General features: G+C 55.1%; 22 protein-coding genes. 15 read left to right on the top strand and 7 right to left on the bottom strand.

Annotation, left to right across the window (positions count from 1 at the left end; genetic code table 11):
• Nucleotides 1-13: 13 nt before the first annotated feature.
• The 10 genes from PKO01S_RS23940 to PKO01S_RS23895 all read left to right on the top strand — a co-directional run bounded on the left by PKO01S_RS23940 (nt 14) and on the right by PKO01S_RS23895 (nt 11,222).
• Nucleotides 14-2,845 carry a hypothetical protein gene (locus PKO01S_RS23940; protein ID WP_127533970.1) on the top strand — a complete coding sequence of 944 codons (2,832 nt, stop codon included), beginning with the start codon at nt 14-16 and terminating at the stop codon, nt 2,843-2,845.
• A 24-nt stretch (nt 2,846-2,869) separates the two neighbouring features.
• A complete protein-coding gene (locus PKO01S_RS23935; RefSeq protein WP_127533969.1) occupies nt 2,870-3,985 on the top strand; it encodes a hypothetical protein in 1,116 nt (371 codons plus the stop codon).
• On the top strand, nt 3,951-4,871 hold the full coding sequence (locus tag PKO01S_RS23930) for a hypothetical protein (protein ID WP_127533968.1): 921 nt from the start codon (nt 3,951-3,953) through the stop codon (nt 4,869-4,871). The genes PKO01S_RS23935 and PKO01S_RS23930 overlap by 35 nt, the downstream gene beginning before the upstream one ends.
• A gap of 138 nt (nt 4,872-5,009) precedes the next feature.
• Nucleotides 5,010-5,903, top strand: a complete 894-nt coding sequence (locus PKO01S_RS23925) for a C39 family peptidase (protein WP_164779740.1) — start codon at nt 5,010-5,012, stop codon at nt 5,901-5,903.
• A gap of 172 nt (nt 5,904-6,075) precedes the next feature.
• Nucleotides 6,076-6,555 (top strand): hypothetical protein, encoded by a 480-nt coding sequence (locus tag PKO01S_RS23920; protein WP_127533966.1) that lies wholly within the window; start codon nt 6,076-6,078, stop codon nt 6,553-6,555.
• A gap of 54 nt (nt 6,556-6,609) precedes the next feature.
• Nucleotides 6,610-7,116: a hypothetical protein gene (locus PKO01S_RS23915; protein WP_127533965.1), complete on the top strand. Its 507-nt coding sequence runs from the start codon at nt 6,610-6,612 to the stop codon at nt 7,114-7,116.
• Between the two features lie 261 nt (nt 7,117-7,377).
• Complete coding sequence (locus tag PKO01S_RS23910; protein ID WP_127533964.1) at nt 7,378-8,514, top strand: ABC transporter ATP-binding protein; 1,137 nt, start codon at nt 7,378-7,380, stop codon at nt 8,512-8,514.
• Nucleotides 8,504-9,316 carry an ABC transporter permease gene (locus tag PKO01S_RS23905; protein WP_127533963.1) on the top strand — a complete coding sequence of 271 codons (813 nt, stop codon included), beginning with the start codon at nt 8,504-8,506 and terminating at the stop codon, nt 9,314-9,316. The genes PKO01S_RS23910 and PKO01S_RS23905 overlap by 11 nt, the downstream gene beginning before the upstream one ends.
• Complete coding sequence (locus PKO01S_RS23900) at nt 9,313-10,152, top strand: ABC transporter permease (RefSeq protein ID WP_127533962.1); 840 nt, start codon at nt 9,313-9,315, stop codon at nt 10,150-10,152. Before PKO01S_RS23905 ends, PKO01S_RS23900 begins: the two co-directional genes overlap by 4 nt.
• Nucleotides 10,149-11,222: an ABC transporter substrate-binding protein gene (locus PKO01S_RS23895; protein ID WP_127533961.1), complete on the top strand. Its 1,074-nt coding sequence runs from the start codon at nt 10,149-10,151 to the stop codon at nt 11,220-11,222. Before PKO01S_RS23900 ends, PKO01S_RS23895 begins: the two co-directional genes overlap by 4 nt.
• Before the next feature lie 387 nt (nt 11,223-11,609).
• Here PKO01S_RS23895 and PKO01S_RS23890 read toward each other — a convergent pair whose 3' ends face one another.
• Together PKO01S_RS23890 and PKO01S_RS23885 are read right to left on the bottom strand one after the other, a co-directional pair.
• Nucleotides 11,610-12,056, bottom strand: a complete 447-nt coding sequence (locus PKO01S_RS23890) for a DUF3995 domain-containing protein (RefSeq protein WP_246070707.1) — start codon at nt 12,054-12,056, stop codon at nt 11,610-11,612.
• Nucleotides 12,057-12,178: 122 nt separating this feature from the next.
• Nucleotides 12,179-13,759, bottom strand: a complete 1,581-nt coding sequence (locus tag PKO01S_RS23885) for a DHA2 family efflux MFS transporter permease subunit (RefSeq protein ID WP_164779739.1) — start codon at nt 13,757-13,759, stop codon at nt 12,179-12,181.
• A 168-nt stretch (nt 13,760-13,927) separates the two neighbouring features.
• Between PKO01S_RS23885 and PKO01S_RS23880 the strand changes: the two genes are divergently transcribed.
• Nucleotides 13,928-14,845 (top strand): LysR family transcriptional regulator, encoded by a 918-nt coding sequence (locus PKO01S_RS23880; RefSeq protein WP_164779738.1) that lies wholly within the window; start codon nt 13,928-13,930, stop codon nt 14,843-14,845.
• 615 nt (nt 14,846-15,460) lie between these two features.
• Here the strand turns inward: PKO01S_RS23880 and PKO01S_RS23875 are convergent.
• The 3 genes from PKO01S_RS23875 to PKO01S_RS23865 all read right to left on the bottom strand — a co-directional run bounded on the left by PKO01S_RS23875 (nt 15,461) and on the right by PKO01S_RS23865 (nt 19,784).
• Nucleotides 15,461-17,080 (bottom strand): sensor domain-containing diguanylate cyclase, encoded by a 1,620-nt coding sequence (locus PKO01S_RS23875; protein WP_246070706.1) that lies wholly within the window; start codon nt 17,078-17,080, stop codon nt 15,461-15,463.
• A 198-nt stretch (nt 17,081-17,278) separates the two neighbouring features.
• The gene (gene serS / locus PKO01S_RS23870; protein ID WP_127533957.1) at nt 17,279-18,586 is read right to left on the bottom strand and encodes a serine--tRNA ligase; all 1,308 of its coding nucleotides are present in this window, start codon (nt 18,584-18,586) and stop codon (nt 17,279-17,281) included.
• A gap of 319 nt (nt 18,587-18,905) precedes the next feature.
• Complete coding sequence (locus PKO01S_RS23865) at nt 18,906-19,784, bottom strand: AraC family transcriptional regulator (protein WP_127533956.1); 879 nt, start codon at nt 19,782-19,784, stop codon at nt 18,906-18,908.
• A 221-nt stretch (nt 19,785-20,005) separates the two neighbouring features.
• Between PKO01S_RS23865 and PKO01S_RS23860 the strand changes: the two genes are divergently transcribed.
• The 4 genes from PKO01S_RS23860 (at nt 20,006) to PKO01S_RS23850 (ending at nt 22,974) form a co-directional block, all read left to right on the top strand.
• A complete protein-coding gene (locus tag PKO01S_RS23860) occupies nt 20,006-21,400 on the top strand; it encodes an MATE family efflux transporter (protein ID WP_127533955.1) in 1,395 nt (464 codons plus the stop codon).
• 17 nt (nt 21,401-21,417) lie between these two features.
• Nucleotides 21,418-22,152 carry a hypothetical protein gene (locus tag PKO01S_RS23855; protein WP_127533954.1) on the top strand — a complete coding sequence of 245 codons (735 nt, stop codon included), beginning with the start codon at nt 21,418-21,420 and terminating at the stop codon, nt 22,150-22,152.
• Nucleotides 22,153-22,222: 70 nt separating this feature from the next.
• A complete protein-coding gene (locus PKO01S_RS28940; RefSeq protein ID WP_164779737.1) occupies nt 22,223-22,363 on the top strand; it encodes a hypothetical protein in 141 nt (46 codons plus the stop codon).
• Entirely contained in the window at nt 22,360-22,974 is a 615-nt protein-coding gene (locus tag PKO01S_RS23850; RefSeq protein ID WP_127533953.1) for a hypothetical protein, read from the top strand. Before PKO01S_RS28940 ends, PKO01S_RS23850 begins: the two co-directional genes overlap by 4 nt.
• A 95-nt stretch (nt 22,975-23,069) precedes the next feature.
• Here the strand turns inward: PKO01S_RS23850 and PKO01S_RS23845 are convergent, their stop codons facing one another.
• Complete coding sequence (locus PKO01S_RS23845; RefSeq protein WP_127533952.1) at nt 23,070-23,954, bottom strand: AraC family transcriptional regulator; 885 nt, start codon at nt 23,952-23,954, stop codon at nt 23,070-23,072.
• Nucleotides 23,955-23,981: 27 nt separating this feature from the next.
• A complete protein-coding gene (locus PKO01S_RS23840) occupies nt 23,982-25,013 on the bottom strand; it encodes a SepM family pheromone-processing serine protease (RefSeq protein ID WP_127533951.1) in 1,032 nt (343 codons plus the stop codon).
• Nucleotides 25,014-25,299 lie beyond the last annotated feature (286 nt).

Genomic DNA, 25,299 nt, shown 5'->3' with positions numbered 1-25,299 from the left:
GGAGGTTATCGTGTTGTCTAATAGTCAATTGCAACTGCAGCAGTTTGAACGTAACCGTTATTTTTATGGAAAGCTGCTTTCGGTCAAAGATTTTCAGCTCGAGCAAAATTATTACATCGAAAAGCGGAGCCTGCTTAACCGGTTTGTGCACGGTACGGGGGTCATCGGCGGACTTCATCTGTCGCAAATCGATGGTACGGGCGTCCGCTTGACGCCGGGAACGGCAATCGATGCCAATGGGCGGGAGATCATCGTTGCCGCCAATCTCGACGTTGCTGACATTAGCAAGCTGACGGGCTATCCGCCAGCTTATGGCGGAGGCGTCATCTACGCCGTTATTTCCTACGACGAAATTGCGCGGGAACCTGTGCCGCCTGTATCGAATGCGACCGCGAGTACGGACGGCATCGAGCTGAACAAAATCCGCGAGACGTTCAAATTCTCGCTGACGACGGAGAAGCCTGCGCCGGCAAGCAGCTTGGATTCGGTCCTTCAGGAGACGGTGACCGTATTCGAGAACGATCAGTTCATTGTGCACCGGACGGTACCGCGCGTTGCGAATCCGGGAGATGTGATCGAGGTCGTATTGACCGTTCGGACGAAGCTGCAGCAGAGCGGATCCGCGCTTGTCGAGGTCATTGAGTCGCTGCCAAGCCAGTTCACGATGCTCAGCGCATGGAAAGATAACAAAATTCCGTTCAATCTCGGCGGTCTCGCTGGTAACGTTACGCGGACGCAGCGCTATTACGCGCGTGCAGGAGAAATGCCGACTAGCGGCGTTATTAGCAGCCAGTTGTTCATTAACAATGTGCCGCAAACCGCTGCTGGCGAATCATCGCTCGCTGTCGTCGAGGACCGTTCGATCGTTCGGCTGCTGGCGGAGCGTTATTTCGATAAGCAGCCGGATGCGCCTGCTTCTGATGCTGTCGTGCTTGCTGCCATCACGATTAATAATAAGGGCATCATTACCGCAATCGACGAGTCGGTTCGCCCTTTCATTTATAATAACGAGCTGTTGTTCCAGCTGATGCTGGCTGATAAGCAGCGTCCTGCGCAACTGCCGACCCATGCAGCGACGCATGCGGACGGCGGAGCGGATGAGCTGAACGTGACCAATCTGTCCGGCGTGCTTGCCGATCCGCAGAAAATTGTCGTGCAGGACAAGGGCTCATCCCTGACTGCCCGTACGAAGATCAATTTCACCGGCGCCGGCGTTACGTTGTCGGAGGATTCAGGCAACGGACGGACGAACATTAACATCCCTGGCATGACGGCGCATGCGGGATCGCATGCGGACGGCGGAGCCGACGAATTGAATGTGACCAATCTGTCCGGCTTGCTTGCCGACCCGCAGAAGGTCATCGTGCAGGAGGAAGGCACCGAGCTGCCCGCCCGTACGAAAATCAACTTCATCGGAGCCGGCGTTACGGCTGCCGACGAACCGGGGAAAAACCGGATCAACGTGACAATCAACGGTGCTGCGCTCAGCCATGCTGGATCGCATGCCGACGGCGGAGCGGATGAGCTCAACGTGAATAACCTGTCGGGTACGCTGGCCGATCCGCAGAAGGTGACCGTACTGAAGGATGGCAATTCTTTTACGGCCCGCACGAAAATAAATTTTACCGGAGCGGGAGTGTCCGTAGCAGACGGCACCACTCAGATCAACGTCAACATTCCTGGCGGCGGAGGATCGGGATCGGGCGCGCAGATCGCGACGGGCAGCATTGTGTTCCAGACGATGTACCCGGGAGAGGTCCGAACAAGCCCTCTTATCAATCATTCGCTCCCATCGACCGATGTCGGAATCTTTTTGTCCGTCGTGGATACGGTTGGCAGCGGTCCCGACGAGTCGTTGTCAGGAGGGCTTGCCACTTCGTTATCGGCGACTAAGTTGGCCGCAGGGGAAACGAAGCTCGCGGCGTCGTTAACGAATATAACGGGCCAGACGACGCAAATCTCGCAAACGCCGGGCAATCAGACGCCTCCGACGATACCCGAAACGCCTCCGATCATCATTCCGTTGCCGCAATATTCCTCGACGGTTAAATCAGGAGACGCGGCGTTGATGGAGACGGATGTTCCGTTTGTAATGGCCTATTATACGGAAAACAACATTTTTCTGGAAACCGGTTTCCATGTCAAAATTCAGGACAAAAGAACGAGCTCATACCAGACGCCTAAAGATTGGACGGTGCGTTGGTGGGCGGTTGTCGGTACGGTCGATACCGGTACGGTTACGGTTCCGCCGGGCGGACAGACCAGCTTGACGGGCGGCGGCAAGCTTGATGACGTGCCTGTCGTGAAGCTGCCGACAGATATCGATATACCGGTCATCAAGCAGCCGGTTGACGACGATACACCGATTATCAAGCTGCCGATCGACGACGGAACGCCAATCATCAAGCTGCCGATCGACGATGGAACGCCGATCATCAAGGTGCCGATTGACGATGGAACGCCGATCATCAAGGTACCGATCGATGACGGAACGCCAATCATCAAGGTGCCGATCGACGACACGCCGATCATTAAAGTGCCGATCGATGACACGCCGATCATCAAAACGCCGATCGGAGGCACGCCGATCATTCGGCAGCCGATCGAACAGGTTGAGGAACTATCTGCGTTCACGAAGACGGATGGCTCGATCGATGCAGCGGTTCTAAAAGCAGATGCAGCGGAGCAGCCAACCCTAATCAACAGACTGAAGGATACCGTGGTCGAATCAGCGGTTCTAAATGATGAGAGCGCGGTGACGGAGCTGGACGTTGATACGGTGAAGAAGGTGCGCCGCGTATCCAAAACGGTGAAGCCGATCGAGCCTGCGAGCGACGAATCGTAAACCTCTGGATCGGAGTGAATGCCGGTGGCAAATAAACAAGCCGAGAGCAAGCAGGGGAAAGCTGTGGTCAAATCCGCCGCGAAGCCGGCGAAAGGTTCCGCAGTGCAACCGGCCCCGGCTGCTGCGGTTCCCTGGGCGGCGGAGCAATTGCAGCAAACTTACGGCAACAGCGCTGTACTGAAATATTTGCAGTCGGGACCGCTGCCCGGTCAAATGTCGTTTGCTAGACCTACGATTGGAACAGCCCGATACGGAATAGAGAACGACGGCCCCAATATGTCCCAAGCGGGCGGCAAGCCGCTGTCGGTGGAACAGGCGGAAGCATTCGCAGCTGTCGCCCGGCCGCCTACGCCGGCGGAGGTGCTGAATGCGAAGCGGGAGGAGAAGAAAGCCGACGACAAGAAAGCATGGGACAAAATTCGCAAAGATAAAGTCATCCAGGCGGCGGTTAAGGAAGCGGCAGAGCTGACCGGCATCGACGCCGCGACGCTCGAGAAGATGATTATTATGGAGTCGGCAGGCAACAAGAACAGCCACAACGGCGCTTATTACGGGCTGATGCAGCTCGGAGAAGGCGCATTCCAGGATGCGCGGGATAAGCCCTCCGTGAAGAAGCTGTTCAATACGCTGAAAGTGAAGGATGAAGGGGCCGAGGAGTCACGCGCGGTGACGTGGGAGGACGTAAAGTCCGATCCGAGATTGAACGTTCTGGTCGGCGCCATCTATGCGAAATATAACTTGAAACAAATTCAGGCGCATAACAATGAAGTGATCCAGAAACGGCCGGTGCCGGTCAATTTGATCGAATCTCCTGCCGCTGAAGCAGATAAAGCTGCTGGTACAGGCACGGACGAACTTTTATTGGAGGAAAGCGCGCAGAATCTGTATTTCGCCCACCAGCAAGGGTTTAACGGGATGCGCGGCATCTATGAGAAGCCGGATGCCAAGATCGGCAAGAATCAGAAAGGCAATATGACCCCGACCGACAAAGAGCATTATACGAAAGAAGGGGCGGGCAAGCAGATTACGAACGCCGAATACTTGGAAGCATGGAAAGAGCGGATGAACCGGATCGACCAGTTTATGACGGAAGGGACGAAGAACAATGGGCAAGACGACGCAGCCGGAAAGCAAAAGTAATGCTGCCAAGACGGCGCCTCAGCCAGTGCCAGGTTCCAGTCTGCCTCCGCAGAGCGAGATGGCATCGGCGCAACAAAGCTTCGGCAACAGCGCGGTGCTGAACTATTTGCGCGCCGGCGGAGCAGGCGGACCTCAAATGTCGATGGCGCCGGCTGCTCCTTCGGGAGGCAAATACAGCGCGCTGACCGGACCGAATATGTCCATGGCCGGCGATTCGGCTCCGCTCGATAAGCTCATCAAGTCGCTCGGCGGCTCGGATAAGCCGGCTGTCAAAGCCGAAATCATCAAGAAAGTGATGAAGTTGAAAGAGACATATCCGACTCCTTCGGAGAGTGATAACTCGGAAGCGATGGTTGCCAAAATCATACGGGACTCGGACGATTTCAAAAAACTCGTCAAGAACGACAATGCCGACATCGAGTTTAAGGACGAAGAGCATAACGGCGATGACTATCTCATGACCCCGCGGATGAAGGAGAAACTCGATAAGCTTGCGGCGCTCGTCAAGGCGGAATGGCCGGACCGGAAGCTGCGCCCGACGGATGTGTGGGATGACGGCACCAAAGAGCATGACGGAACGCAACACAAAATCAGCCTCCACTATGAGGGGCGCGCGGCTGACCTTACGGTGACAGGTGACCAGCCGGAGGCACCAGAGGAGCCCAAATTGCTTGGTCGGCTCGGCGAGTTGGCCAAGGAGGCCGGCTTTGACTGGGTCTGGTACGAGAATAAGCTGCACGTTCACGTGTCGGTCAAGAAGGAAGTGCCGTCAGCAGCTCCAGCCGAGACGGCGACTCCTGCTGCGGCAACGGCCCCGCTGCCGACATCGTCGCTTGGACCATCTCCCGCGCCGGCCGATTATTGGCCGTTGAAAGGGATCCAGTAATCCAACCTCTGAGGCACACTCGCGCCAAAGAACAACGAAACGCAGAAGCTTTCCGAAGCCCAGCATGTTTGCAGCCGCTTAGGAAAGCTTCTTGGTGTATAAAGGCGATCTGCCGCTAACTATGGGAGGGATATGAATATGCCGGATAATAACGCGATGCCGCAAATTCCAGAAGAAGTGTTAGGCCTAGATCCTGCTGCGGCGAAGGCTGCGGTCAAGCAACTGCAAGACCGGCTCAATGCGCTTGGCTACACCGGTGCTGCTGGCGCGGCTCTCGTGGCTGACGGTAAATTCGGTGCCAATACGCTGTTTGCTGTCAATGCGTTCAAGAAGGCGAATCAGTTGGGCAATGCGGGGGCTTCGGAGGGCAAGATCGGGCCGCAATCGTGGAAGGTGTTATTCGCGCCGGGCGCGAAGCGGGCGGATGGCAGCGAGGACCGCGGCCAGCCGACGCCGGCACCGACAGACCGCGAACCGGTCTACTACAGTCAAGAGGATCCCCGGTGGAAAACTGTGTTGTACTCCAACAGGCAGGACCGGAGCCAGACGATCGCCACTTCAGGCTGCGGGCCGACTTGCATGGCGATGGCGATTACGACGCTGACCGGCAATAAAGTGGAACCGCCTGCTACCTGCAAATTCGCGCTCGACAACGGATTCCGGACGGATGACAACGGAACGGCCTGGGGCTTCTTCGGTCGGATCGCGTCCGTCTATGGCTTGAAGTGCAGCCAGACGTCGGATTGGAACGACGTGCGCGCCGCACTGTCACAGCCGGGACCGATCGTCATTGCGTCGATGCGTCCGGGTCATTTTACGGGCGGCGGGCATTATATTTTGCTGCACAACATCTTGAAGAAGAACGGCGAATGGTGGATCGATGTGCTGGATCCGAATATCGATAACACTCGTTATACGCATTACGGCAATGACAGGCTCATCGACGAAGGCGTGAAGAACGACGGACGGGTGACCGCCAAGGAGTCGTTGTTCACGAGTGAGGCAGGGCAGTTCTGGATTATTAGCAAGTAAGAAGGAATATGTTACGATACAGCTCCGCCATGGCCATTCTCGTAATGGTTCGGCGGAGCTTTTTGATGTTAGGGAAATACCTTTACCTCCATATGAAGAAAAGGTAAACTTTAGTATTTTCTTCGCCGATATTTACATTAAACGTTGAAGCGATAGAGAGGAAAACGTTATTATGCGTTGGGCGAAATTGACAACTATAACGGTCAGCAGCTTGCTGCTTTTGTATGTGCTGACTTGGAGTGCGGGCTATACCATGCTCTATGAGAGAGTTGAACCTGTTTTCATAAAGTTCGTCATTCTCTTTGCGCTGTACATTACGTTATTCGTCGTCTTGGTGCGAGCCATCGCTAAGTCGAAGCGAGCGAAACTGGCGTATCTGTTATTTGGGCAATATGTTCTCTGTCTAGCTGCGGTTAGCGTGCTGCAAGATATTTTTCGAGGCTGGTACGCATGGGTGAGAGGCTACACGTATATTTCTCTCGGATGGTATGAGGTGCGGGAAGATCCAGAGTTCCTGTATGATGACATTGGCTTGCTGTACGCCGTTCGGGTGCCTGTTCCGGAATGGAACTGGAGCTTGCTGCTCGGGATTTCTGTTCTATTGGTAGTGTTGGCGATAGGCTGGTTCGTGAAGACGATACGCCGGAATTGAGCGGTTGGCTGAGAGTATGGAAAATGCTGAGGCGATAGAGAGGAAAATGTCACCATGCGATGGGCGAAATTTACAACTGTAACGGTCAGCAGCTTGCTGCTTTTGTATGTGCTGGCTTGGAGTACTGGCGGCCTCATTCGCTACGAGAAGGTTGAACCTACTGCTCCGAAGTACCTGCTCTTCGTTGCTTTGTATATTGTGATATTCGTCTTAACGGTTCGGGCCATCGCGAGGTCGAGGCAAGCGAAGCTGACGTATTTGCTCTTGGCGCAAAATGCTCTCTGTCTAGCTGCGTTTAGCGTGGTACAAGATATTTTTCGAGGCTGGTACGTCTGGATGAAAGGCGACTCGACTATTTATATCGGATGGTTCGGTGAGGCGGAGGATCCTAAGATACTCTATGATGAAATAGGACTGCTGAGCATTCTTGGGCTGCCTGTACCCGAATGGAACTGGAGCGTGCTGCTCGGGACCGCTGTTCTGCTTGCGGTGTTGGCGGCAGGATGGTTCGTGAAGACGATACGCCGGAAGCAAGCAGGCGACGACCTTGTATCAGAATAAAGTATTTGCAAGGAGCTATTGGGGCTCCTTTTTTTGTTTGCCAGTTATGGAGACGCTGTTGCATCACATTTTGTGTCACAACGGCTGGATCCAAAGTTTGGAGACGCTGCGAAACTCATTTTCGCGCCATGCAACCGTAATTTTTTCCTCTATAGCCAGGCATTGCGATTAAATATTGCACTAATTTCCCCATCCTATATAATGAGGGCGTATAGAAATGATTGGGGTTGCGAATCCCGTTACATAAAGGAGAAATGACCAGTGAGTGACACGAATACGATTATTCGTTTCGAGCGCGTGACGAAGCGTTACGACAACGATGCGCCCGTGCTCAATGACGTCAGTTTCGAGATTGAACGCGGCAAGTTTTATACGCTGCTCGGTCCGTCCGGCTGCGGCAAAACGACGGTGCTGCGTCTCATCGCCGGCTTCATGGAGCCGTCCGAAGGAACGATTTATTTTCACGGCAAACGAATTAACGAAGTGCCGGCGAACCGCCGCCAGGTGAACACCGTATTCCAGGATTACGCGCTGTTCCCGCATCTCAACGTTTTCGAAAATGTCGCGTTCGGCCTGCGGATCAAAAAGCTGAAAAATGACGTTATCGCATCCAAAGTGCGCGAAGCGCTTAAATTCGTCAATCTCGAAGGCTACGAAAGCCGCGAGATTACGGAAATGTCGGGCGGCCAGCGGCAGCGCGTCGCTATTGCCCGTGCGATCGTGAACGAGCCGGAAATCCTGCTGCTCGACGAGCCGCTCTCCGCGCTCGATCTGAAGCTGCGCACGGAGATGCAGTACGAGCTGCGGGAGCTGCAGCGGCGGCTCGGCATTACGTTTATATTCGTCACGCATGATCAGGAAGAAGCGCTGGCGATGTCGGACGAGATATTCGTGTTGAACAAAGGGACGATCCAGCAAAGCGGTACGCCGATCGACATCTATGACGAGCCGATCAACCGATTCGTAGCCGACTTTATCGGCGAATCGAACATCGTGCCGGGCCGGATGGTCGAGGACTATGTCGTGGAATTCGGCGGCCGGACGTTCGACTGCGTCGACGGCGGTTTCCATCCGAATGAGCCGGTCGAGATCGTCATCCGCCCGGAAGACTTGGAGATGACGGCGTCGGATAACGGCAAGCTGAAGGTTCGCGTCGATACGCAGCTGTTCCGCGGCGTACACTACGAAATTATCGCATATGATGAAGCGGGCAATGAATGGATGGTCCACTCGACGAAACGGGCAACGGTCGGCGAATGGATCGGGCTCGATTTCGATCCGGAAGCGATTCATGTTATGCGTTTCAATGAGACGGAGGAAGAGTTCGACCGCCGTCTGGAAGCTTACGCGGATTCGGATACGGGGTCGGACGAGGAAGAGGCCGTCCATGTCCGTTAAGTCGCGTAATCTGTACCTGATCCCGTACGCAGCATGGATCGTGCTGTTCGTCATAGCGCCGATTGCGCTGGTCGTTTATTATTCGCTGTTCGATATCGAAGGCAATTTCACATTCCGCAACTATGCCGACTTTTTCACGCCGGTCTATATGCGCATGACGTTCAGCTCGTTCTGGTATGCGTTTCTGATTACCGCGTTCTCGCTGCTGATCGCTTACCCGGCTGCGTACCTGCTGACGAAGGCGAAGCATAAGCAGCTGTGGCTGCTGCTTATTATTTTGCCTAGCTGGATCAACCTGCTGCTCAAGGCGTATGCGTTTCTCGGCTTGTTCGGCACTTATGGCTTCGCGAATGCGGTATTGGAGACGGTCGGCATCGGCCGGCAGCAAATTTTGTTCACCGACTTCAGCTTCGTGTTCGTGTCGGTTTATATTTTTATCCCGTTCATGATTCTGCCGGTGTTCAATGCGCTTGAGAAAATGAATCCGTCGCTCATCGACGCCGCGCGCGACCTCGGCGCTTCGCCGTGGACGACGTTCCGGCGCGTGGTGTTCCCGCTGACGATTAACGGCGTGAAGGCGGGCTGCCAAGCGGTATTCATTCCGGCGCTGTCGCTGTTCATGATTACGCGTCTGATCGCGGGCAACCGCGTCATTACGCTCGGCACTGCGATCGAGCAGCATTTTCTCGTGACGCAGGACTGGGGAATGGGCGCGACGATCGCCGTGTTCCTCGTGATCGTCATGGCGCTCATTATGGTGCTGACGGGTAACCGGAAGAAGCGGGAGGTGAAGGCATCATGAGCGATGTTGTATCCAAAGGCCGGACAGGCCGTTCCCGTTCGCGATGGAAATGGTCCAATCTGTATCTGATCGCCGTGTTCGCCGTGCTGTACTCGCCGATCTTCTATCTGATGCTGTACTCGTTCAACAGCGGCGGAGCGATGCATGACTTCGAAGGCTTCACGTTGGACTGGTACAAGGAAGTGTTCGCAGATACGCGGCTGCTCATTATCGTGCTGAACACGCTCGTGATCGCACTGCTGTCGTCGGCGATATCGACGATCATCGGAGTGCTGGGCGCCCTCGCGATCCAGCAGATTCGCCGCCGCCGCCCGCGCAATACGCTGCTGGCGTTGAACAACGTACTGATCGTTAGCCCGGACGTTATTATCGGCGCTTCGTTTCTTATTTTGTTCACGATGATTGGCATTAAGCTCGGATTCGTCTCGGTGCTGCTCGCGCATATTGCGTTCAGCGTGCCGATCGTCGTCATCATGGTGCTGCCGAAGCTGGAGGAAATGAGCTCGACGTGGATAGACGCCGCGCGCGATCTTGGCGCAAGCCGGACCGACGTGCTGACGAAGGTTATGCTGCCGTACATTCGGCCGGGAATCTTCGCGGGCTTCTTTATGGCATTGACGTATTCGTTAGATGATTTCGCGGTGACGTTCTTCGTAACGGGCAACGGGTACTCAACGCTGGCTGTTGAGATTTACTCGCGTGCACGGCAAGGCATTTCGCTGTCGATTAATGCGCTGTCGACACTCATCTTCCTGTTCACGGTACTGCTTGTGATCGGGTACTACTATATTAATCAGCGTGGCAACCGTCCGCCGGGAATGGAGGCGCAGCGATGAAACAGCTCGTTCGGATGTTTATTGTTGTCTTCGTCGTCGCCTTCGGTCTGATGTACGGCGTACATGTGCTGAATTCGTCGGAAGGCTATGGGGGCAGCAATACGCTGACGATTTATAACTGGGGCGACTACATCGACCCGGATCTGATCGCCGAGTTCGAGGAAGAGAGCGGCCTGAAGGTCATCTACCAGACGTTCGACTCGAACGAAGCGATGATGACGAAGATCGAGCAGGGCGGCACGACGTTCGATGTGAGCGTCCCTTCTGAGTATGCGATTAGCAAAATGAAAGAAGAAGGACTGCTGCACCCGATCGACCACAGCAAGCTGCCGAATTTGAACCATATCGATCCACGGTTTCTCGACCTGTCGTTCGACCCCGGCAACGAATACTCGATTCCGTATTTCTGGGGAACGGTCGGCATCGTCTACAATCCGGAAATGCTGGACGGCTGGCAGATTAAGAGCTGGAACGATCTGTGGGACAAGCGACTTCGGAACAACATTCTTCTCGTAGACGGCGCGCGTGAAGTGATGGGTTTCGGACTGAACAGCCTGCATTACTCGCTCAACGATACGGATGAGGCGCATCTGCAAGAGGCGAAGAGCAAGCTCGGCACGCTGACGCCGAACGTGAAGGCGATCGTCGGCGACGAGATCAAGATGCTGCTCGCGAACGAAGAAGCGGCAGCCGGCGTCGTCTGGTCGGGCGATGCGTCGGAAATTATGGGCGAGAATGAGAAACTCGACTATGTCGTACCGGAGGAAGGCTCGAACCTGTGGTTCGACAATATGGTCATTCCGAAGACGGCCCGCAATATCGAAGGGGCATACAAGTTCATGAACTTCATGCTTGATCCTGAACATGCTGCACGGAACGCGGAGTATGTCGGTTATTCGACGCCGAACAAGGACGCGCTTGCACTGCTGGATGAGGAAATATCCGGCGATGAGCGGTTCTATCCTTCGCCGGAGCTGACAGAGAAGCTCGAAGTGTATCAAAATCTCGGCAAGCGGATGCTCGCTCACTACAATGAGCTGTTCCTGGAGTTTAAGATGCACCGGAAGTAAATAGGGGAAGAGATGCTTCATGGCGGAGTCTATCTTTGGATGATCGCCAGAAGCGAAAAGCCGCCCTGCTGACCGCTAAGGTCGGCCGGGCGGCTTTGTTGTTGCGCTGTGTTGCGCTGTGTTGCGCTGTTGACAGTAAGTAGAGAGCTCGGGTTCGAGGATGAAGCGTCGGAATCGCCACAATTACTGCACTTTATGCAGGCTTTATGCCGCCTTGGAGCATCAGGGGTTAAATTACTGCATGGTGTACAGTAATTTTCATCGCTTTGAGCGAAATATCGGAGTCCGTACGTGAAACTAATGCACTTTATGCAGGCTTGATGCCTCCCTGGAACATCAGGGGATAAAATTTTCTGCACATTGTGCAGGAATCGACATGCTTCTGATTCAGAGCGGCCTATTGCCGGTCCGGTCAATTAGAGCGGTGATGAAGGCAAGACATAGCAAGAAACAGAGCGGGGTGAATAGGCGTGTATCGTAGCGGGCGAATCGCGTCGAGCGAACGGACTTGAACAATCCGACATAGCGGAAGTCGCCGATTGTGCGCAGAGCGAATACGGCTGCTGCGCCGCGGCATCCCCAGGCGATCCATTCCGAACCGGAAGGCCGGGGCAGCAGGTCGGCCTGTATGGCGATTAAGGCAGCAGCGGCGAAGAGCGCGGCGGAGACAAGGACCGTCGCGATCCGGCCAGGGATAAATAACGGTTTTCCCCTTAGTGTCTCAGGAACTGCTGCCCGGCCTCCCCAAGCTCCCCCGAAAGCCCAATAGAGATGAAGCAGGCCGATGGCAGCTAGTACAATGGCAGCCGCAGCGGGGATGACGGTTAAGATCAAGGTGATAGCCTCCTATTAGACCAAAATAATGACCGCAGCCGACATGTGGCTATGGTCATTATTTTATCCTTTTTCTGTAAAGTGACAAGGGAGATCTTGATCGCTTTCAAGGCGAATGTGTGTCAACTGGCAGAATGGGCGCGGGCCTGATCGGCCGCTGTATTCATCCGTGCTTTCCTTGCGTGACGAGTCAACAACGCGAAGGCGATAGTGCCGCATAAGAGGCTGGCAGTTGCTGCCGCAAGCAGCAGGTCGTGCATGCCGTCGACGAACAGCGATGCTCCTGCGGAAGCGGTAGTCTGCCGCCATTGCTCCGGCAGCGCAAGCAGCGCGTCTGACTGAGCGGGGCCGTTCGCCAGCGCTCCGGCAGCTTTCTCGCGCAAGTCGCCGGGCAGGCCGAGCTCCGCGAGGAGGCTGGGTCCGTCGTTGCGAAGACGTCCCGTCACGAAGACGCCGGCGAGAGCGACGCCGAATACGGCGCTCATCTGGCGGAACGTGTTCATAATGCCGGAGGCGATGCCTGCCTGCTCCGGCCTTGCTGCGCTCATCAGCGCAACCGTCGATGAGGAGCCGGTGAGCGAAATGCCGAGGCCGACAAGCGCCAATGCCCAAGCATATGACCAATAGCTGATTCCGGCTTCGACGGAAGTTAAGCCGAAGAGGCCAGCGGCCGCCATCAGCGAGCCGAGTGGTACGAGGATACGAGGTGGAACGCGGGAGGCGATCGGACTGCCGAAGATAGATCCTAGCATGATGGCCAGCGTAAGGGCAAGGAAGCGCACGCCTGTGTCGACGGCACTTAAACCTTCGACCTGCTGAAGGTACAGCGTCATCAGGAAGATAACGCCGAATAAGCCGAAGAACGTGAGGAAATTGGTCAAATAAGCGACGATGAATGCGGGATTCCGGAACAGGCTAATCGGGACGAGCGGATTGCGGTGACGGAGTTCCTGAATGATAAACAGGATGCCGGCAACAGCAGACAGAGCGAAGGAAGCGAGCACCTCAGCCGACGACCATCCTGCTGCATTACCTTCGATGATGGCGTAGGCCAGCGCTCCGATCGATGCGATGAACAACAACTGCCCGGCAGCGTCGAACGGCTTCCGCCCATGTGCCGCCGAGACGGGAAGCCGAAGCTTAGCTACCAGTCCAGCCACGACGATCAGGCCGATCGGAACGTTAATCCAGAAAATGCTCGACCAGTCGAATCGTTCAACGAGCCAGCCTCCCAGAACGGGACCCGATGCAAGGGCTAGTCCGCCGATGCCTGCCCATATGCCGATTGCTTTGGCGCGGGCAGCCGGTGTGTCGTACAGCAGCCGGATAATGGCGAGCGAGACGGGCATAAGCAGTGCACCGCACGCGCCTTGCAGCGTTCGTGCCGCAATAAGCGTGCCGGAAGAATTCGCCAAGGCACATAGAATGGAGGCAACGGTAAAGCCGATCATACCGGCGATGAACACTCGTTTGTGGCCGAACCGGTCTCCAGCCGCACCGGCTGCAAGCAGCAGTGAAGCAAAGACGAGTGCATACGCATCGAAAATCCACTGCAAGCCTTGGAGACCCAGCTTCAGGTCGGTTTGAATGGCGGGCATAGCGACGTTGACGATGGTGGAGTCCAAGTAGACGACGAAGACACCAAAACATAGCAGGAACAATTGGAGTCCCCGGCTTGCTGATACGGGTTGTGGTTGGGTCATGATCGATTCACAGCCTTTCTTTCGGTTAATTAGGAAGCGCCAGCACGTTTCGTTCGAATGCACCGGCTGCAGATCCATTGTAAAATTTGACAACTCATTACGTCTAATTTATTGTTTTCATAGATACCATGAATTGTATTTATGAATTGGACGGAAGGGGAATCGGGAATGGAGCTTGCACAGATGGAGTATTTTCTAACCGTGGCGAGATTGCAGCATGTGACGAGAGCGGCGGAGGAGCTGGCGATTACACAGCCTGCGCTCAGCCATTCGCTTGGAAAGCTGGAGGATGAGCTTGGCGTTCAGCTGTTCGAACGGAGCGGGAGGAACGTGAAGCTTAACCGGTACGGCGAGCTGTTCGCAGCTCGGGTTGAGCGTGTTATGCAGGAGATTGCCCATGGAAAGCGGGAGATTGAGGAGCTGGCCGATCCGGATTCGGGTCTTGTCGAGATTTCGTTCTTGAATGTGCTCGGAACTTCATCGATCCCCAATTTGCTGCGCCAATTCCATAAGGTTCATCCGCGCATCCGGTTTAATCTGCATCAAGGAACGTCGACCGACGTATGCGCCAGGGTCGACGCGGGGAAGAGCGATTTCGGCTTCGGCATGAAACGTGAGTTCATGGGAGGCATCGAGTGGGAACCGATTGGTTCCTTCGAGTTGTACGCTGTCGCACCCGCGTCCCACGAGTGGGCTGGCAGAAGCTCAATCAAGCTGAACGAATTGGAGGGTCAGCCATACATCGGTATATGTCCGAGCTGCGGCTTGCAGCAGTCGATCGTTGAGATGCTGGCTAGCGCCGGAGCGAAGCCGGTCAGCACGTATGAAGCGGAGGATTTGCCGACGGTGGCTGGATTCGTGTCCGCCGGGCTCGGCGTATCGCTGCTGCCGAAGACGAAAGGTTTGTCGCTGGAGGGTATCGCGTGGATTCCGCTCGAGGCGCCGGTGAATACATTCGAGATCGGAATCGAGTGGAAGGCGCGCCGCTTCCTGTCGCCCGCTGCCCGGAAGTTCCGCGACTTCGTGCTGGACCATTACCGCTCCACGGACGGCCGCCAGCCGTACGCCGCATCGTCCAACCGTTGAGGGGTGAGGTTGCCGACGAGCGAGCTACCCGGTCTGTTGCGACACAAAAAGTGATGCAAGAGCGTCGATGAGAGGGTAACCGGTCTGTTGTGACACAAAAAGTGATGCAAGAGTGCCGAAGAGCGAGGTACCAGGTCTGGAGCTAGGTACCAGATATCTGGCCAATAGCGCAGGTTCTTCTGTTCTATTCGCCTGCTGCGCACTCCCTTCTGGCCAATAGCGCAGATATTTCTGTTCTATTCGCCTGCTGCGTACCCGCTTCTAGCCAATAGCGCAGATATTTCTGTTCTATTCGCCTGCTGCGCACTCCCTTCTGGCCAATAGCGCAGATATTTCTGTTCTATTCGCCTGCTGCGCACTCCCTTCTGGCCAATAGCGCAGATTCTTCTGCTCTATTCACCTACTGCGCTTCTGGCCAATAGTGCTGATTCTTCTGCTCTATTCGGATATGGAGCGAGGTACCAGGTCTGTTGTGACACATAAAGTGATGAAAGAGCGCCGATGAACGAGGTAACTGGTGTGACCAACTGCCGCTATCAGCTCCATGCAAAAAAAATCGCCCCCAAAATTGGGGGCGATTATGCCGCACTCGCATCCTGCGCACTCGCATCCGCGTTAATCGCGGCTGTCGATTAGTTCGTGCTCAGCAGCTGTGCCGGCGAGCATCGTGCGGTTTCGGCCGGATTCTTTTGCTATATAGAGCGCTTCATCCGCCATTTTGAACAAGGAGTAGGGCTCGCGTCCATGCGCCGGGTACGCGGCGACACCAAGCGATACGGTGACGGTGCGCTTGGCAGGCGTCTTCTCCCTCTCCATCGTCTGCCTGATCCGCTCGGCGAGCTGAAACGCCTCCTCGGCTTTGCTTCCTGGCATCAGGACGACGAATTCTTCGCCGCCGAATCGGCAGCATATGTCGTCTGCCCTAACCGAACGCTGGACGACAGAGGCCAGACATTTGAGTACTTCGTCGCCGACCTGATGGCCAAGCGTGTCGTTAACGCATTTGAACCGGTCAATGTCCATGACGATCATGCCGAATGGCTCGTCCAGCGACGTCCACTTGCCAAGCAAGTCTTCCATCGCCCGCCGATTCATTAATCCGGTCAGCGGATCGACCATTGCAGCTTGTGTCATCGCCTCCGATTGCTTGCGCAGCGCCTCGACGGCGATCACGACCGTTCGAGTGAGCACATTCGCTTCCCGGTTCCAATGATTCGGCTTAACAGGGGGCGGCAGCTTGGCGCCTTCCATCGCTTGGCCGACATAGTCAGTCAGCATAGCGAACGGGGAAGCCAGTCTCCGCGCCACGTAGATCGCCACGAGCATAATGATCAGAAACGGAATTGCCATATACAGGCTTGTGGAACGGATCTGTTGATTAAGCTGCGCGTAGATCGTCTCGACCGGCGATTGAACGACGATGCCCCAGCCGTTGTCGGCAACGGTAGCGAAGCCCGCAAGGAACGTCCGTCCTCTCGTATTCTTCACTTTGGCTTCTCCGGTGTGTCCGGTCATCAGCAGCTTCACGACTTCGTTGCCGGTCACATCCTCCCCAAGACGCGTCTTGTCGGGATGGTAGATCAGCTTGCCGCTCGGGTCGACGACATAAAAGTACGAGCCGGCATTGTCGATCATATTGCTTCCATAGATGGTGCTGAGCACATTTTTATCCTGCAGATAGATCGTCCCGCCAATAAAGCCCCGGTATTTCCCTTGCGCGTCGAACAGAGGCTCGGACATCAGCACGATCAGCCTTCCCGTCGTACTGATATAGGGCATGGACAAATAGGGTTTGCGCGATGCAAGAGCTTCCTTGGAAGCGGCCGTCTTCAGCTTGGTTCCTTTCAGGGCAACGGCGGGCGGCGAAATGCTTTGCACGACTCCATTCGTGTCCACCCAGAAGATGGAGTTGAAGTAGCTGCTTGCATTGCGCGTATATTCAAGATGGTCCAATACGTCCTTCTCGGACGAATAGTCATTATCTTTCAAGTAACCGGCCGTCGTCTGCAAGCTAAGGCGCATCGCCTGGAACAGCGAATCCATCGTCAGACTCATTTTGTCCGCGCTGGAATTGTTCATCTGCAATGTCGTATCGTACAGCGTCCGCCGTTGGGACTGGTAGGATGCCGTAATTGTAACAATAAGCGTCAATAACACGGTTAAAGCCGCTAATGCGGACAGCAGCATCGGAAGCGTAATTTTATATTTACGCCGCAAGCCTAAAACATGAAGCATGGTCATCACCTGTTCTATCTGAAAAATGAGATGTTAATAGATTTCGACAAATTGCTCCTAAATCCTCTAGTAGTATTTGTCATATTATGTAACGTAGACGTCAATTAATGGGTCGGTGTGCGGGCCAGTCCCGTTCTATTATAAAAGAAAGACGCACGCACGGCGAATTTGCCGCCTGCGTACGTCTGCTATTAGGGGCTACATCATCCTCGGCTCCGTCAATGCGGCAGGAGGGACGAGCCGTTCCATGCCGCCCATATAACGGCGGAGCGCTTGCGGGATGCGGATCGAGCCGTCCGCCTCCTGATGATTCTCGAGCAGCGGAATAAGAATGCGCGGCGATGCGACCGCCGTGTTATTGAGCGTGTGACAATAGCGAAGCTTGCCGTCAGCATCGCGGTACCGGATGTTCGAGCGCCGCGCTTGAAAATCGGCCACGTTCGACGACGAGTGCGTTTCTCCGTAAGCGCCGCGGCTTGGCATCCACGTCTCGATGTCGAACTGTTTGTACGTTTTCTGCGACATGTCGCCTGTGCAGACGGCCATCACTTTGTACGGCAGCTCCAGCAAGTGCAGCAGTTCCTCGGCATTCGCTGTAATCTCTTGAAGCAGCCGCTCCGATACGTCGAAGTCGGCTTCGCACAGTATGATCTGCTCGACCTTGGCGAATTGGTGTACGCGGTATAATCCGTGCACATCGCGTCCGGCCGATCCGACCTCGCTGCGGAAGCACATCGAAGCGGCTGCCAGCTTGACCGGCTCCGATACGTCGATGACTTCATTGCTGTAATACGCGATCAACGGTACCTCCGACGTACCGACGAGCCAGCGGTCTTCCTCTTCAATCTTGTAGCTCTGATCCTGCCCCAGCGGGAAAAATCCGGTGTTCATCATCGCCTCATGGCGCACCGACAAAGGTACATCCAGCGGCATGAAGCCGCGTTCCAGCAGAAGGTCAAGCGCAAGCTGCTGGACAGCGCGGTGCAGCAGTACGCCCGCCCCGCGCAAGTAGTAGTGCCGTGCTCCGGCCGTCTTCACGCCTCGCGCCAAATCAAGCAGCCCGTGCAGCTCGCCGAGCACGACATGGCTGCGGGGCTCGAATTCGAAGGCAGGCGGCTCGCCGGTCCGCCGCATCTCCACATTATCCGCATCCGATTCGCCCCAAGGCGTATCCGCCGATACGATATTCGGGACGCGCAGCATGAGCTGCCCCCATACCTGCTCGGCCTCCGCGAGCCGCCGCTCTGCCTCATGCAGCTGCTCGAGCATCTGCGCCGTCTCGCTGCGAAGCTTGCCCGCTTGCTCCCGGTCGCCTTCCTGCATAAGCCGTCCGATCGTCTGCGATGCCCGGTTGCGAGTCTCGCGAAGCAGCTCCGTCTCTCGCATCCAGCGTCTTCGCTCGTCGTCCGCCGCAAGCAATTCGCCAATATTCAGCGCAATCCGCTTGCCGTCTGCCGCCCGCTGTACCTCATCTGCATGTTCCCGAATCCATTTCATGTCTAACATGTGCACCGCTCCTGTCCGTTGTTTGTTCCGGTAAATAAACAAAGAACGCCCTCATCCTGTTGGGACGAGGAGCGTTCTAGACTCGCGGTGCCACCCAATTTGACCGCCCGGCATAAGCCGCGGCGATCCTCTTTGGTTCCGCGGTAACGGGCGGGGCCGGAAAACTTAGGGCAATGGCGCGGTCGCAGCGGGCGACGGCGGCAGCCTTGACGGGAACGCCTCCGAGTTGGATGCTCATCATCGGCATAATGTCGATCTGAAATTTACAAGAAGTATACCGAAATAACGATTCGAATGCAAGAGGCGCTAGATGGCTAGCTTAGCTGCCTGCCGCATCGCGCCGGATGTCGCGCGGCGAAATGCCCCGCAGCTGGCGGAACAGCTTGGAGAAGCTGTTGATGCTGCTGCAGCCGACTTCGGCGGCGATGTCGGTTATGCTGAGCGAAGAATATTTCAGCAGATGCTCTGCTTTGTTGATCCGGTTCAGGTTCGTGTATTGGACGAACGTCTGGCCGGTCATTTTTTTGAACAGACGGCAGAAGTGGTACGAACTCATATGCACGATCGAGGCGGCCTGCTCGACTGTAATGCGCTCCATATAGCTCGTCTCCAGGAAAGTCAGCAGCTCCTTGAACCGGTCGGTCTTCGCGCGGAACGCTTCCATCTCGCTGTCGCTGCGCCGTTTCACCGTATACTGGCGGGTCAGCCAAGTGAACAGCAGCTGGCAATACGAACGGACGGCCAGTTCGAAGCCGGGGCGCTTCTGCTCGAATTCGTCGACCAATTGCATCAGCGTATCGCGCAGCGTGGGGTACCACTCATCCGTCTGCTGTATCCGGTTCGCAACCATCGACAATCCGGCCGTGTACGGCGCGACGAGGTCGACGATATGCGGCTCCTTCAAGCCAAGCATGGACGGATTGAAGACGACGGCATAGACAGTGAACGTCTCGTTCGGACTCGGCGAGACGGCAGCGTGCAGCTCGCCGCTGTTGACGAACAACAGGTCGCCGGGCTTTGTCGGGAACGGTTGACCGCCGATTTGATAGATAGGCTTGCCGCGGTCGATGTAGATGAGCTCGAAATGCTCATGCCAATGCAGGCGCAGCTTGCCTCCGATTTTGAAAGTAGGGTGAAAGACGTTGATCGGAAGAGCAGGATCGTCCATCAACGTATTCTCATATAATTCTCCGCGCATCGATAGGACTCCCTTCACACACAAGTTCAATTTAGCAAGATCGGGATAATAATGAACAAGAAGCAGTAAGACTTTATGCTCGATAAGTTCTATATTGGTTAATGTTATCACACTGCTTTTATACCGTATAGCATGAGTGCGGCAGACGGGCTCACGTTGTGCGGACGGATGCGGCTTATTAGCAAAATCGTTTAACAACTCAGGGAGGCTTCTGAAAGGCTATGGCTGCAACTGCAACAACACGCACAGACAGATCGATGTCGCTGATGGTACTCGCTTGGCCTATTGCCATAGAGCTGCTGCTGCAATTTTTGATGGGAACGGCCGACTCGATGATGGTCAGCAGTCTTGGAGACGATGCCGTATCGGCGGTTGGACTGTCGAATCAGGTGCTTCGCTCATTGCTCACCGTATTTGTGCTTATTAATGGGGGAGCGGGCATCGTCATCGCGCGAAGGTGGGGGGCCGGCAATCCGGAGGCGGCAAGACGGGCAGCCGCCATGGCGCTGAAGGTCGGCGTAATCGGCGGGGCGGTCATTAGCGTACTATTTGCGATCGGTGCCGGCGATATCGTCCGGTTGATGGGAGCGCCGGCAGAAGTAGCGCCTATGGCGGCAACCTATCTGGCGATGATCGGCGCTTGCTCTATTCTAACGGAAATCAACATGATGACGACGGTCATGATCCGCAATACGGGCAATACACGCGGACCGATGATGATTGCGATCGGCATGAATATCGTTCATATCATTTTGAACTATGGCTTTATATTCGGTAAGCTCGGCCTGCCGCAGCTCGGCATTGAAGGGCTCGGCGTCTCGACGATTATTAGCCGGTCGCTGGCGATGGCGGCTGGAATATGGCTGCTGCTGCGCTCGTTCCCGGTCAAGTTCCAGCGGAGCGACTGGCGCGGATTCGACAAGCCGATCTTGAAGGAGATGGTCGGCATTGGCTTGCCGAACCTTGGGACGGCTGCTTCATGGGGCTATTCGCAAATCGTGCAGCTAGCCATCATTTCCTCGCTCGGCGCGGTTCAGCTGGCGGCGAACTCGTATTTCAACATCATACAGCAGCTCCCATGGCTCATTGGCCAATCCATCGGAATGGCTGTCCAGATTCAAGTCGGACAGAAGTACGGCGCGAAGCTTTACGACGAGGTGTACAAGGCGCCTTACCGGGCGGCGGCGCTCGGCGTGCTGCCCACGATTGCGCTGGCCATTCTGCTTTATTTGTTCGGTGATTCCACACTCCGATGGTTTACGACGGACGAGGCCATCATTACAGCAGTACTGCCGTTATTCTTCTGGTGTATCATTTGGCAGCCGATGCGAACGTGGACATACGCCTTCATGCAGTCGATGAATGCGGTGGGCGAAGCGAAGTTCGTCGCGCTGAACACGGTACTTGGCATGTGGATATTCGCAACAGGCGGCGCTTATGTGTTCGGCGTCCTGCTCGACATGGGTGTAATGGGAGCATTGATCGGCTTAATGCTCGATGAGCTGTTCCGGGCTGTAATGGTAGGCTGGCGATGGAAGGGACGGCGGAAGCTTCCGCGGCAAAGCGGTTCCGGCATAACGATTAACAAGGCGGACGGAGCTTCCGTTCAGACTTAGCGAAAGGGGGGAGAACGATGGACAAACAGGCTAAACTTCGAACGGTGTATTACAAATGTAAGGCATGCGGAGGCAGCGGTACGGCAGCGGACTTGGCTTCGGCTGCACCAATGCCGGAGGCGCATGTCCGGAATGACGCTTGTGAACGGAGTGAGGCAAATGGGGACGTTAGCGTCATCTCAGGACGAATCCGGCAACCGATCAAGCCGTTGTACCGGCCGATTGCCGACCCGAATGCGGATGATCCGTTCGTCGAAGATCCGTTCTCGGGCTATGCCCCTTTGCGCTGGCGGGATCGGCGAACAGGTACGGGTTCCGTCTCCATCCGTAAGAGCAGGCGTGAGGAAGCGCTAGTCTATAATGCCGGGTATCTCGGACAAGAGAATGATCATAGCATATGGCTCGCACCGGATGAGGGCAGCCAGCATCCGGTGAATATTCACGCTAACAGCTGTTGCAGGGAATGCGACGGGGCGGGCGTCATCCGGGTCGAGTGGAAGGCGGAGCTGTCGCTCGCACCGGCGTTTGCACTTCTTGGAGTCGCAAGCTGCGTTGCGGCTTATACGGAGCGGCCGCTGCTGATGGCCATCGGATATGGAGCGGTTATGCTGGTTGCGAGGCTCGTTCGATTCAAGACAGAGCGGTATTTCGTAAGGAACGGCGCTGAGCTGTTCACTGCGAAGCAGAAGACGGGACTGCATCCGGTCCGGCACGATTGCAAATGCGAGCTGGCCGATTCTTATCATCTATAGCTGAACCGAACACCTTCAAGATGACCTTCCATGTCTTTAGATATGGCAGGTAACTTGGAGGTGTTTTTTCATGAGCGCCATATACATACTGCTGCTCTTGCGGGAAGAATGGCGGATGGGTGGATGGGATGCAACTTTTTTATTATTTTTTCAGTCTATCTATGTGCTTAAAGGGTGGATGTTTATTGAATTGGAGGAAGTGAATGTATGAAACGAAAAACAGTTACTTATTCCGTCATAACACTTGCCTTATTAGGGGTTGCGGGCATAAGTATTGTCTATGGAAACGGCGTGCTAAGAAATGATGGGCCGCAATATCGGGATATTGGGATCCCTTCGGCAACGTTTTCTATTCCGAGTGCTGTTGAAGAACAATCCGATGTGACGAAGGCCATGATGGATCAGAAACGTGCGGAGGAAATGAACAAGTTAATGGATATCGTCAAACAATTAGCTCCTGAATCCGATGGCGGATCGTATGTGGATGAATCCGGATCCATCGTGATTCAGGTCGCTTCCAAGAGCAATCCCGATCTTGAGAAGAAGCTGTTGGACGCAAGCGAGCAACCGAATAAAGTAAATATCAACTATGTGAAGTACAGCGAGTCCGAGCTCGAAGAAAGCTATAAGATTATAAATTCGAAGAAAGATCTTGGCATTTATATGTCGATCGTAGACATTAAGAAGAACAGAATTACCGTTTACATATCGGAGAACGAATTAGAGAAACACAGGGCTGACATTACGAACGCTGTTCCAGAAGATATGATCGATTGGTATGTCGGCGAATTAAGGGTGGTCGATCAAGCCGGCGCAATATAGTCAAAAAAAAGGACTGCCGATGTGCGAACATCTGCGGTCCTTTTTTAGTTAGGGTCAGGCCTTGGGTGATCGACCCGCATAAGCTGCCTCCCGAATCATTCATCACGGAGGACGGAGGCTTGACGGTAAGCGGACGGAGAGGCCCCAGCCCAACTGCGGAACTTTTTGGAGAAATACAAAGCATCATTAAATCCAGCCGAAACGGCGACTTGATCGATTGGCATCGTTGTATCCGTCAGCAGCTTCTGTGCTCTCTCCAGCCGAATCTGCATCAAATACTGCTTCGGCGACAACCCCGTCATTCGCTTGAACATACGGCTCAGATGCGTGCGGTGGTAACCAAGCGTCCGGGACAGCTGTTCGATCGAAACCGGCTGTGCGTAATGGAGCGACATGAACCGGATGGCCTGCTCAATCTGGCGGTCGATTGCGGTGGTGTCGACGGCTATAGCGGGCTCGGCGCGGTTCGCTTGACCGAGGCAACTGAGCAGCAGCCGCAGCCATCCAGATGATTCCAAGTCTGCAATTCTAGGTTCGTCCGTCTTCGACAAGCTGTCCATCAGCGAGCTGTACAAAGTTCGAATATCCGTAAGCCGGCCGCCTGCTACGATCGGTTTCTCTGGCGTAATGCCGACGGTTGCAAGCAGCGCCTGCGCACTCGATCCGATGAAGCTGACCCATACGTAGTGCCACGGATCGAGCGCATCGGCTTGGTAGGAGAACAGTTCTCCCGGAAAAATAATGAACGAATCGCCTGCGCGGCATGTATACGTCCGGCCGCGCGCTGTATAGGTTCCGCTGCCGGACAGTACCGTATGAACGAGCACGTACTCGTGCACAGCCGGTCCGATTTTATGGAGCGGGTGAGGCCGTCCCTCGCCGGAGAACAGGACGGCAAGCTCGCTTTCGCCGGGCAGCGGATTAAGCTGGAACATCATATAATCATGTTCATGTCTTGTATCTTCTTGCTGCTCGGGCATGGGACGGCTTCCTTTCGGCTGGCTTTGTTATTGGGATGGTTGAAGCTTCGATAAGTAGTCGACCGCTTCGGCGAGCGTACTGACTGGCACGATTCGGAGGCTGTAGCCGCGTTTCTTCGCTTCATCGATAGCATCCTGCGCATTGCCCTTCGTTCCTTCGGGATCTTTCGGGCAGAAGAACAGGTCGACGCCGGCAAGATGAGCAGCGATGATTTTATCGCGGATTCCGCCGATTTGACCGACATTGCCTTTCATATCGATTGTCCCCGTTCCAGCGACTTTGAGGCCGTGCGTCAAATCCTCCGGCAGCAGCTGGTCCAAAATTTCGAGCGAGAACATTAGACCGGCAGAAGGTCCTCCGATCTCCGAGGCGGTGAAGTTAACTTTGCGCTCTGACGAGACGTCATATTCCGGTTCGAGCGTCAGTCCCAGTCCGGGATGCGCATCGGCGCCGAGCGGTACGAGCTTCACCTGCTCCGTCAGTTGGGACTCTCCGCGTTCCACCTTGAGCTGGACGGTATCGCCGGGTTTCTTGTTTGTGGAGAAATATTGGCTGACCGATTCGACAGAAACGGCGGACTCGTTATCGACGGACGTGATAATATCACCGATCCGAAGAATGCCTTTCGCTTTCGAGCCGGGCTGTATCATCGTCAGAAACAGGCCTCTAACGTTCGTATCGACTTTCTGTCCGGATTGCGACAGCGCCGATGCGGTCGATGTGCGCTGCGAGGCGGCCATCATATGGGTAAGGACGCGTACATACTCGGCATCGGTCAAGTTGCCTTTCACATCGGAAGCTTTGCGGACTTCAGTGTCCTGATGCAGCATCCCATATAGCAACGTCGCCACATTGCTGGCCCTGATGGACAGTACGGTCGTCAGGTTGAACGAGCCTTCGCTGTCTTTGTGCCCTTGGTCTACAGTAACCAGGGAAGATAATCGTTCGACGGTACCGGGCTGGTACAAATAATAGGGCGTTGGAATAAGAAACAAAATAACAAAACAAGCGGCTATTGCGGCAATCCAACGGGTTACAGCGTGGCTGAGCCATTTCATTGAATCGGAGTCCTTTCGCACGGATGTATGGGAGACCGTTAATTCGTTAATTCATTATCGCACAATTAGCTTAGGGATGGTATGGAGGCGGCAGACAGGAGCGAGGAGAGCAAATAAGTGTCTTCCAGGGACTCTTATCGTTGAAGTAACGTCGCATGTACAGAAATAAGAGTCCCGCGGGGACTCTTAATGTGCCGCCCGGCGCACCTGATGGTGCGTGGGAGAGCAAATAAGTGTCTTCCAGGGACTCTTAACGTTGAAGTAACGTCGCATACACAGAAATAAG

Source organism: Paenibacillus kobensis NBRC 15729, assembly GCF_004000825.1.
GTDB lineage: Bacteria > Bacillota > Bacilli > Paenibacillales > Paenibacillaceae > Paenibacillus_T > Paenibacillus_T kobensis.
The sequence above is the reverse complement of the archived record's forward strand: the minus strand, read 5'-3'. Positions and strand labels throughout refer to the sequence as shown.

Bases quoted from the DNA above. Each gene is read 5' to 3' on its own strand.
- PKO01S_RS23865 (WP_127533956.1), bottom strand. From the start codon at position 19,784: ATGCGCGGAGAATTATATGAGAATACGTTGATGGACGATCCTGCTCTT.
- PKO01S_RS23880 (WP_164779738.1), top strand. From the start codon at position 13,928: ATGGAGCTTGCACAGATGGAGTATTTTCTAACCGTGGCGAGATTGCAG.
- serS (WP_127533957.1), bottom strand. From the start codon at position 18,586: ATGTTAGACATGAAATGGATTCGGGAACATGCAGATGAGGTACAGCGG.
- PKO01S_RS23900 (WP_127533962.1), top strand. From the start codon at position 9,313: ATGAGCGATGTTGTATCCAAAGGCCGGACAGGCCGTTCCCGTTCGCGA.
- PKO01S_RS23930 (WP_127533968.1), top strand. From the start codon at position 3,951: ATGGGCAAGACGACGCAGCCGGAAAGCAAAAGTAATGCTGCCAAGACG.
- PKO01S_RS23840 (WP_127533951.1), bottom strand. From the start codon at position 25,013: ATGAAATGGCTCAGCCACGCTGTAACCCGTTGGATTGCCGCAATAGCC.
- PKO01S_RS23925 (WP_164779740.1), top strand. From the start codon at position 5,010: ATGCCGGATAATAACGCGATGCCGCAAATTCCAGAAGAAGTGTTAGGC.
- PKO01S_RS28940 (WP_164779737.1), top strand. From the start codon at position 22,223: ATGAGCGCCATATACATACTGCTGCTCTTGCGGGAAGAATGGCGGATG.
- PKO01S_RS23855 (WP_127533954.1), top strand. From the start codon at position 21,418: ATGGACAAACAGGCTAAACTTCGAACGGTGTATTACAAATGTAAGGCA.
- PKO01S_RS23895 (WP_127533961.1), top strand. From the start codon at position 10,149: ATGAAACAGCTCGTTCGGATGTTTATTGTTGTCTTCGTCGTCGCCTTC.
- PKO01S_RS23875 (WP_246070706.1), bottom strand. From the start codon at position 17,080: ATGCTTCATGTTTTAGGCTTGCGGCGTAAATATAAAATTACGCTTCCG.
- PKO01S_RS23905 (WP_127533963.1), top strand. From the start codon at position 8,504: ATGTCCGTTAAGTCGCGTAATCTGTACCTGATCCCGTACGCAGCATGG.
- PKO01S_RS23845 (WP_127533952.1), bottom strand. From the start codon at position 23,954: ATGCCCGAGCAGCAAGAAGATACAAGACATGAACATGATTATATGATG.
- PKO01S_RS23885 (WP_164779739.1), bottom strand. From the start codon at position 13,759: ATGACCCAACCACAACCCGTATCAGCAAGCCGGGGACTCCAATTGTTC.
- PKO01S_RS23850 (WP_127533953.1), top strand. From the start codon at position 22,360: ATGAAACGAAAAACAGTTACTTATTCCGTCATAACACTTGCCTTATTA.
- PKO01S_RS23860 (WP_127533955.1), top strand. From the start codon at position 20,006: ATGGCTGCAACTGCAACAACACGCACAGACAGATCGATGTCGCTGATG.
- PKO01S_RS23915 (WP_127533965.1), top strand. From the start codon at position 6,610: ATGCGATGGGCGAAATTTACAACTGTAACGGTCAGCAGCTTGCTGCTT.
- PKO01S_RS23920 (WP_127533966.1), top strand. From the start codon at position 6,076: ATGCGTTGGGCGAAATTGACAACTATAACGGTCAGCAGCTTGCTGCTT.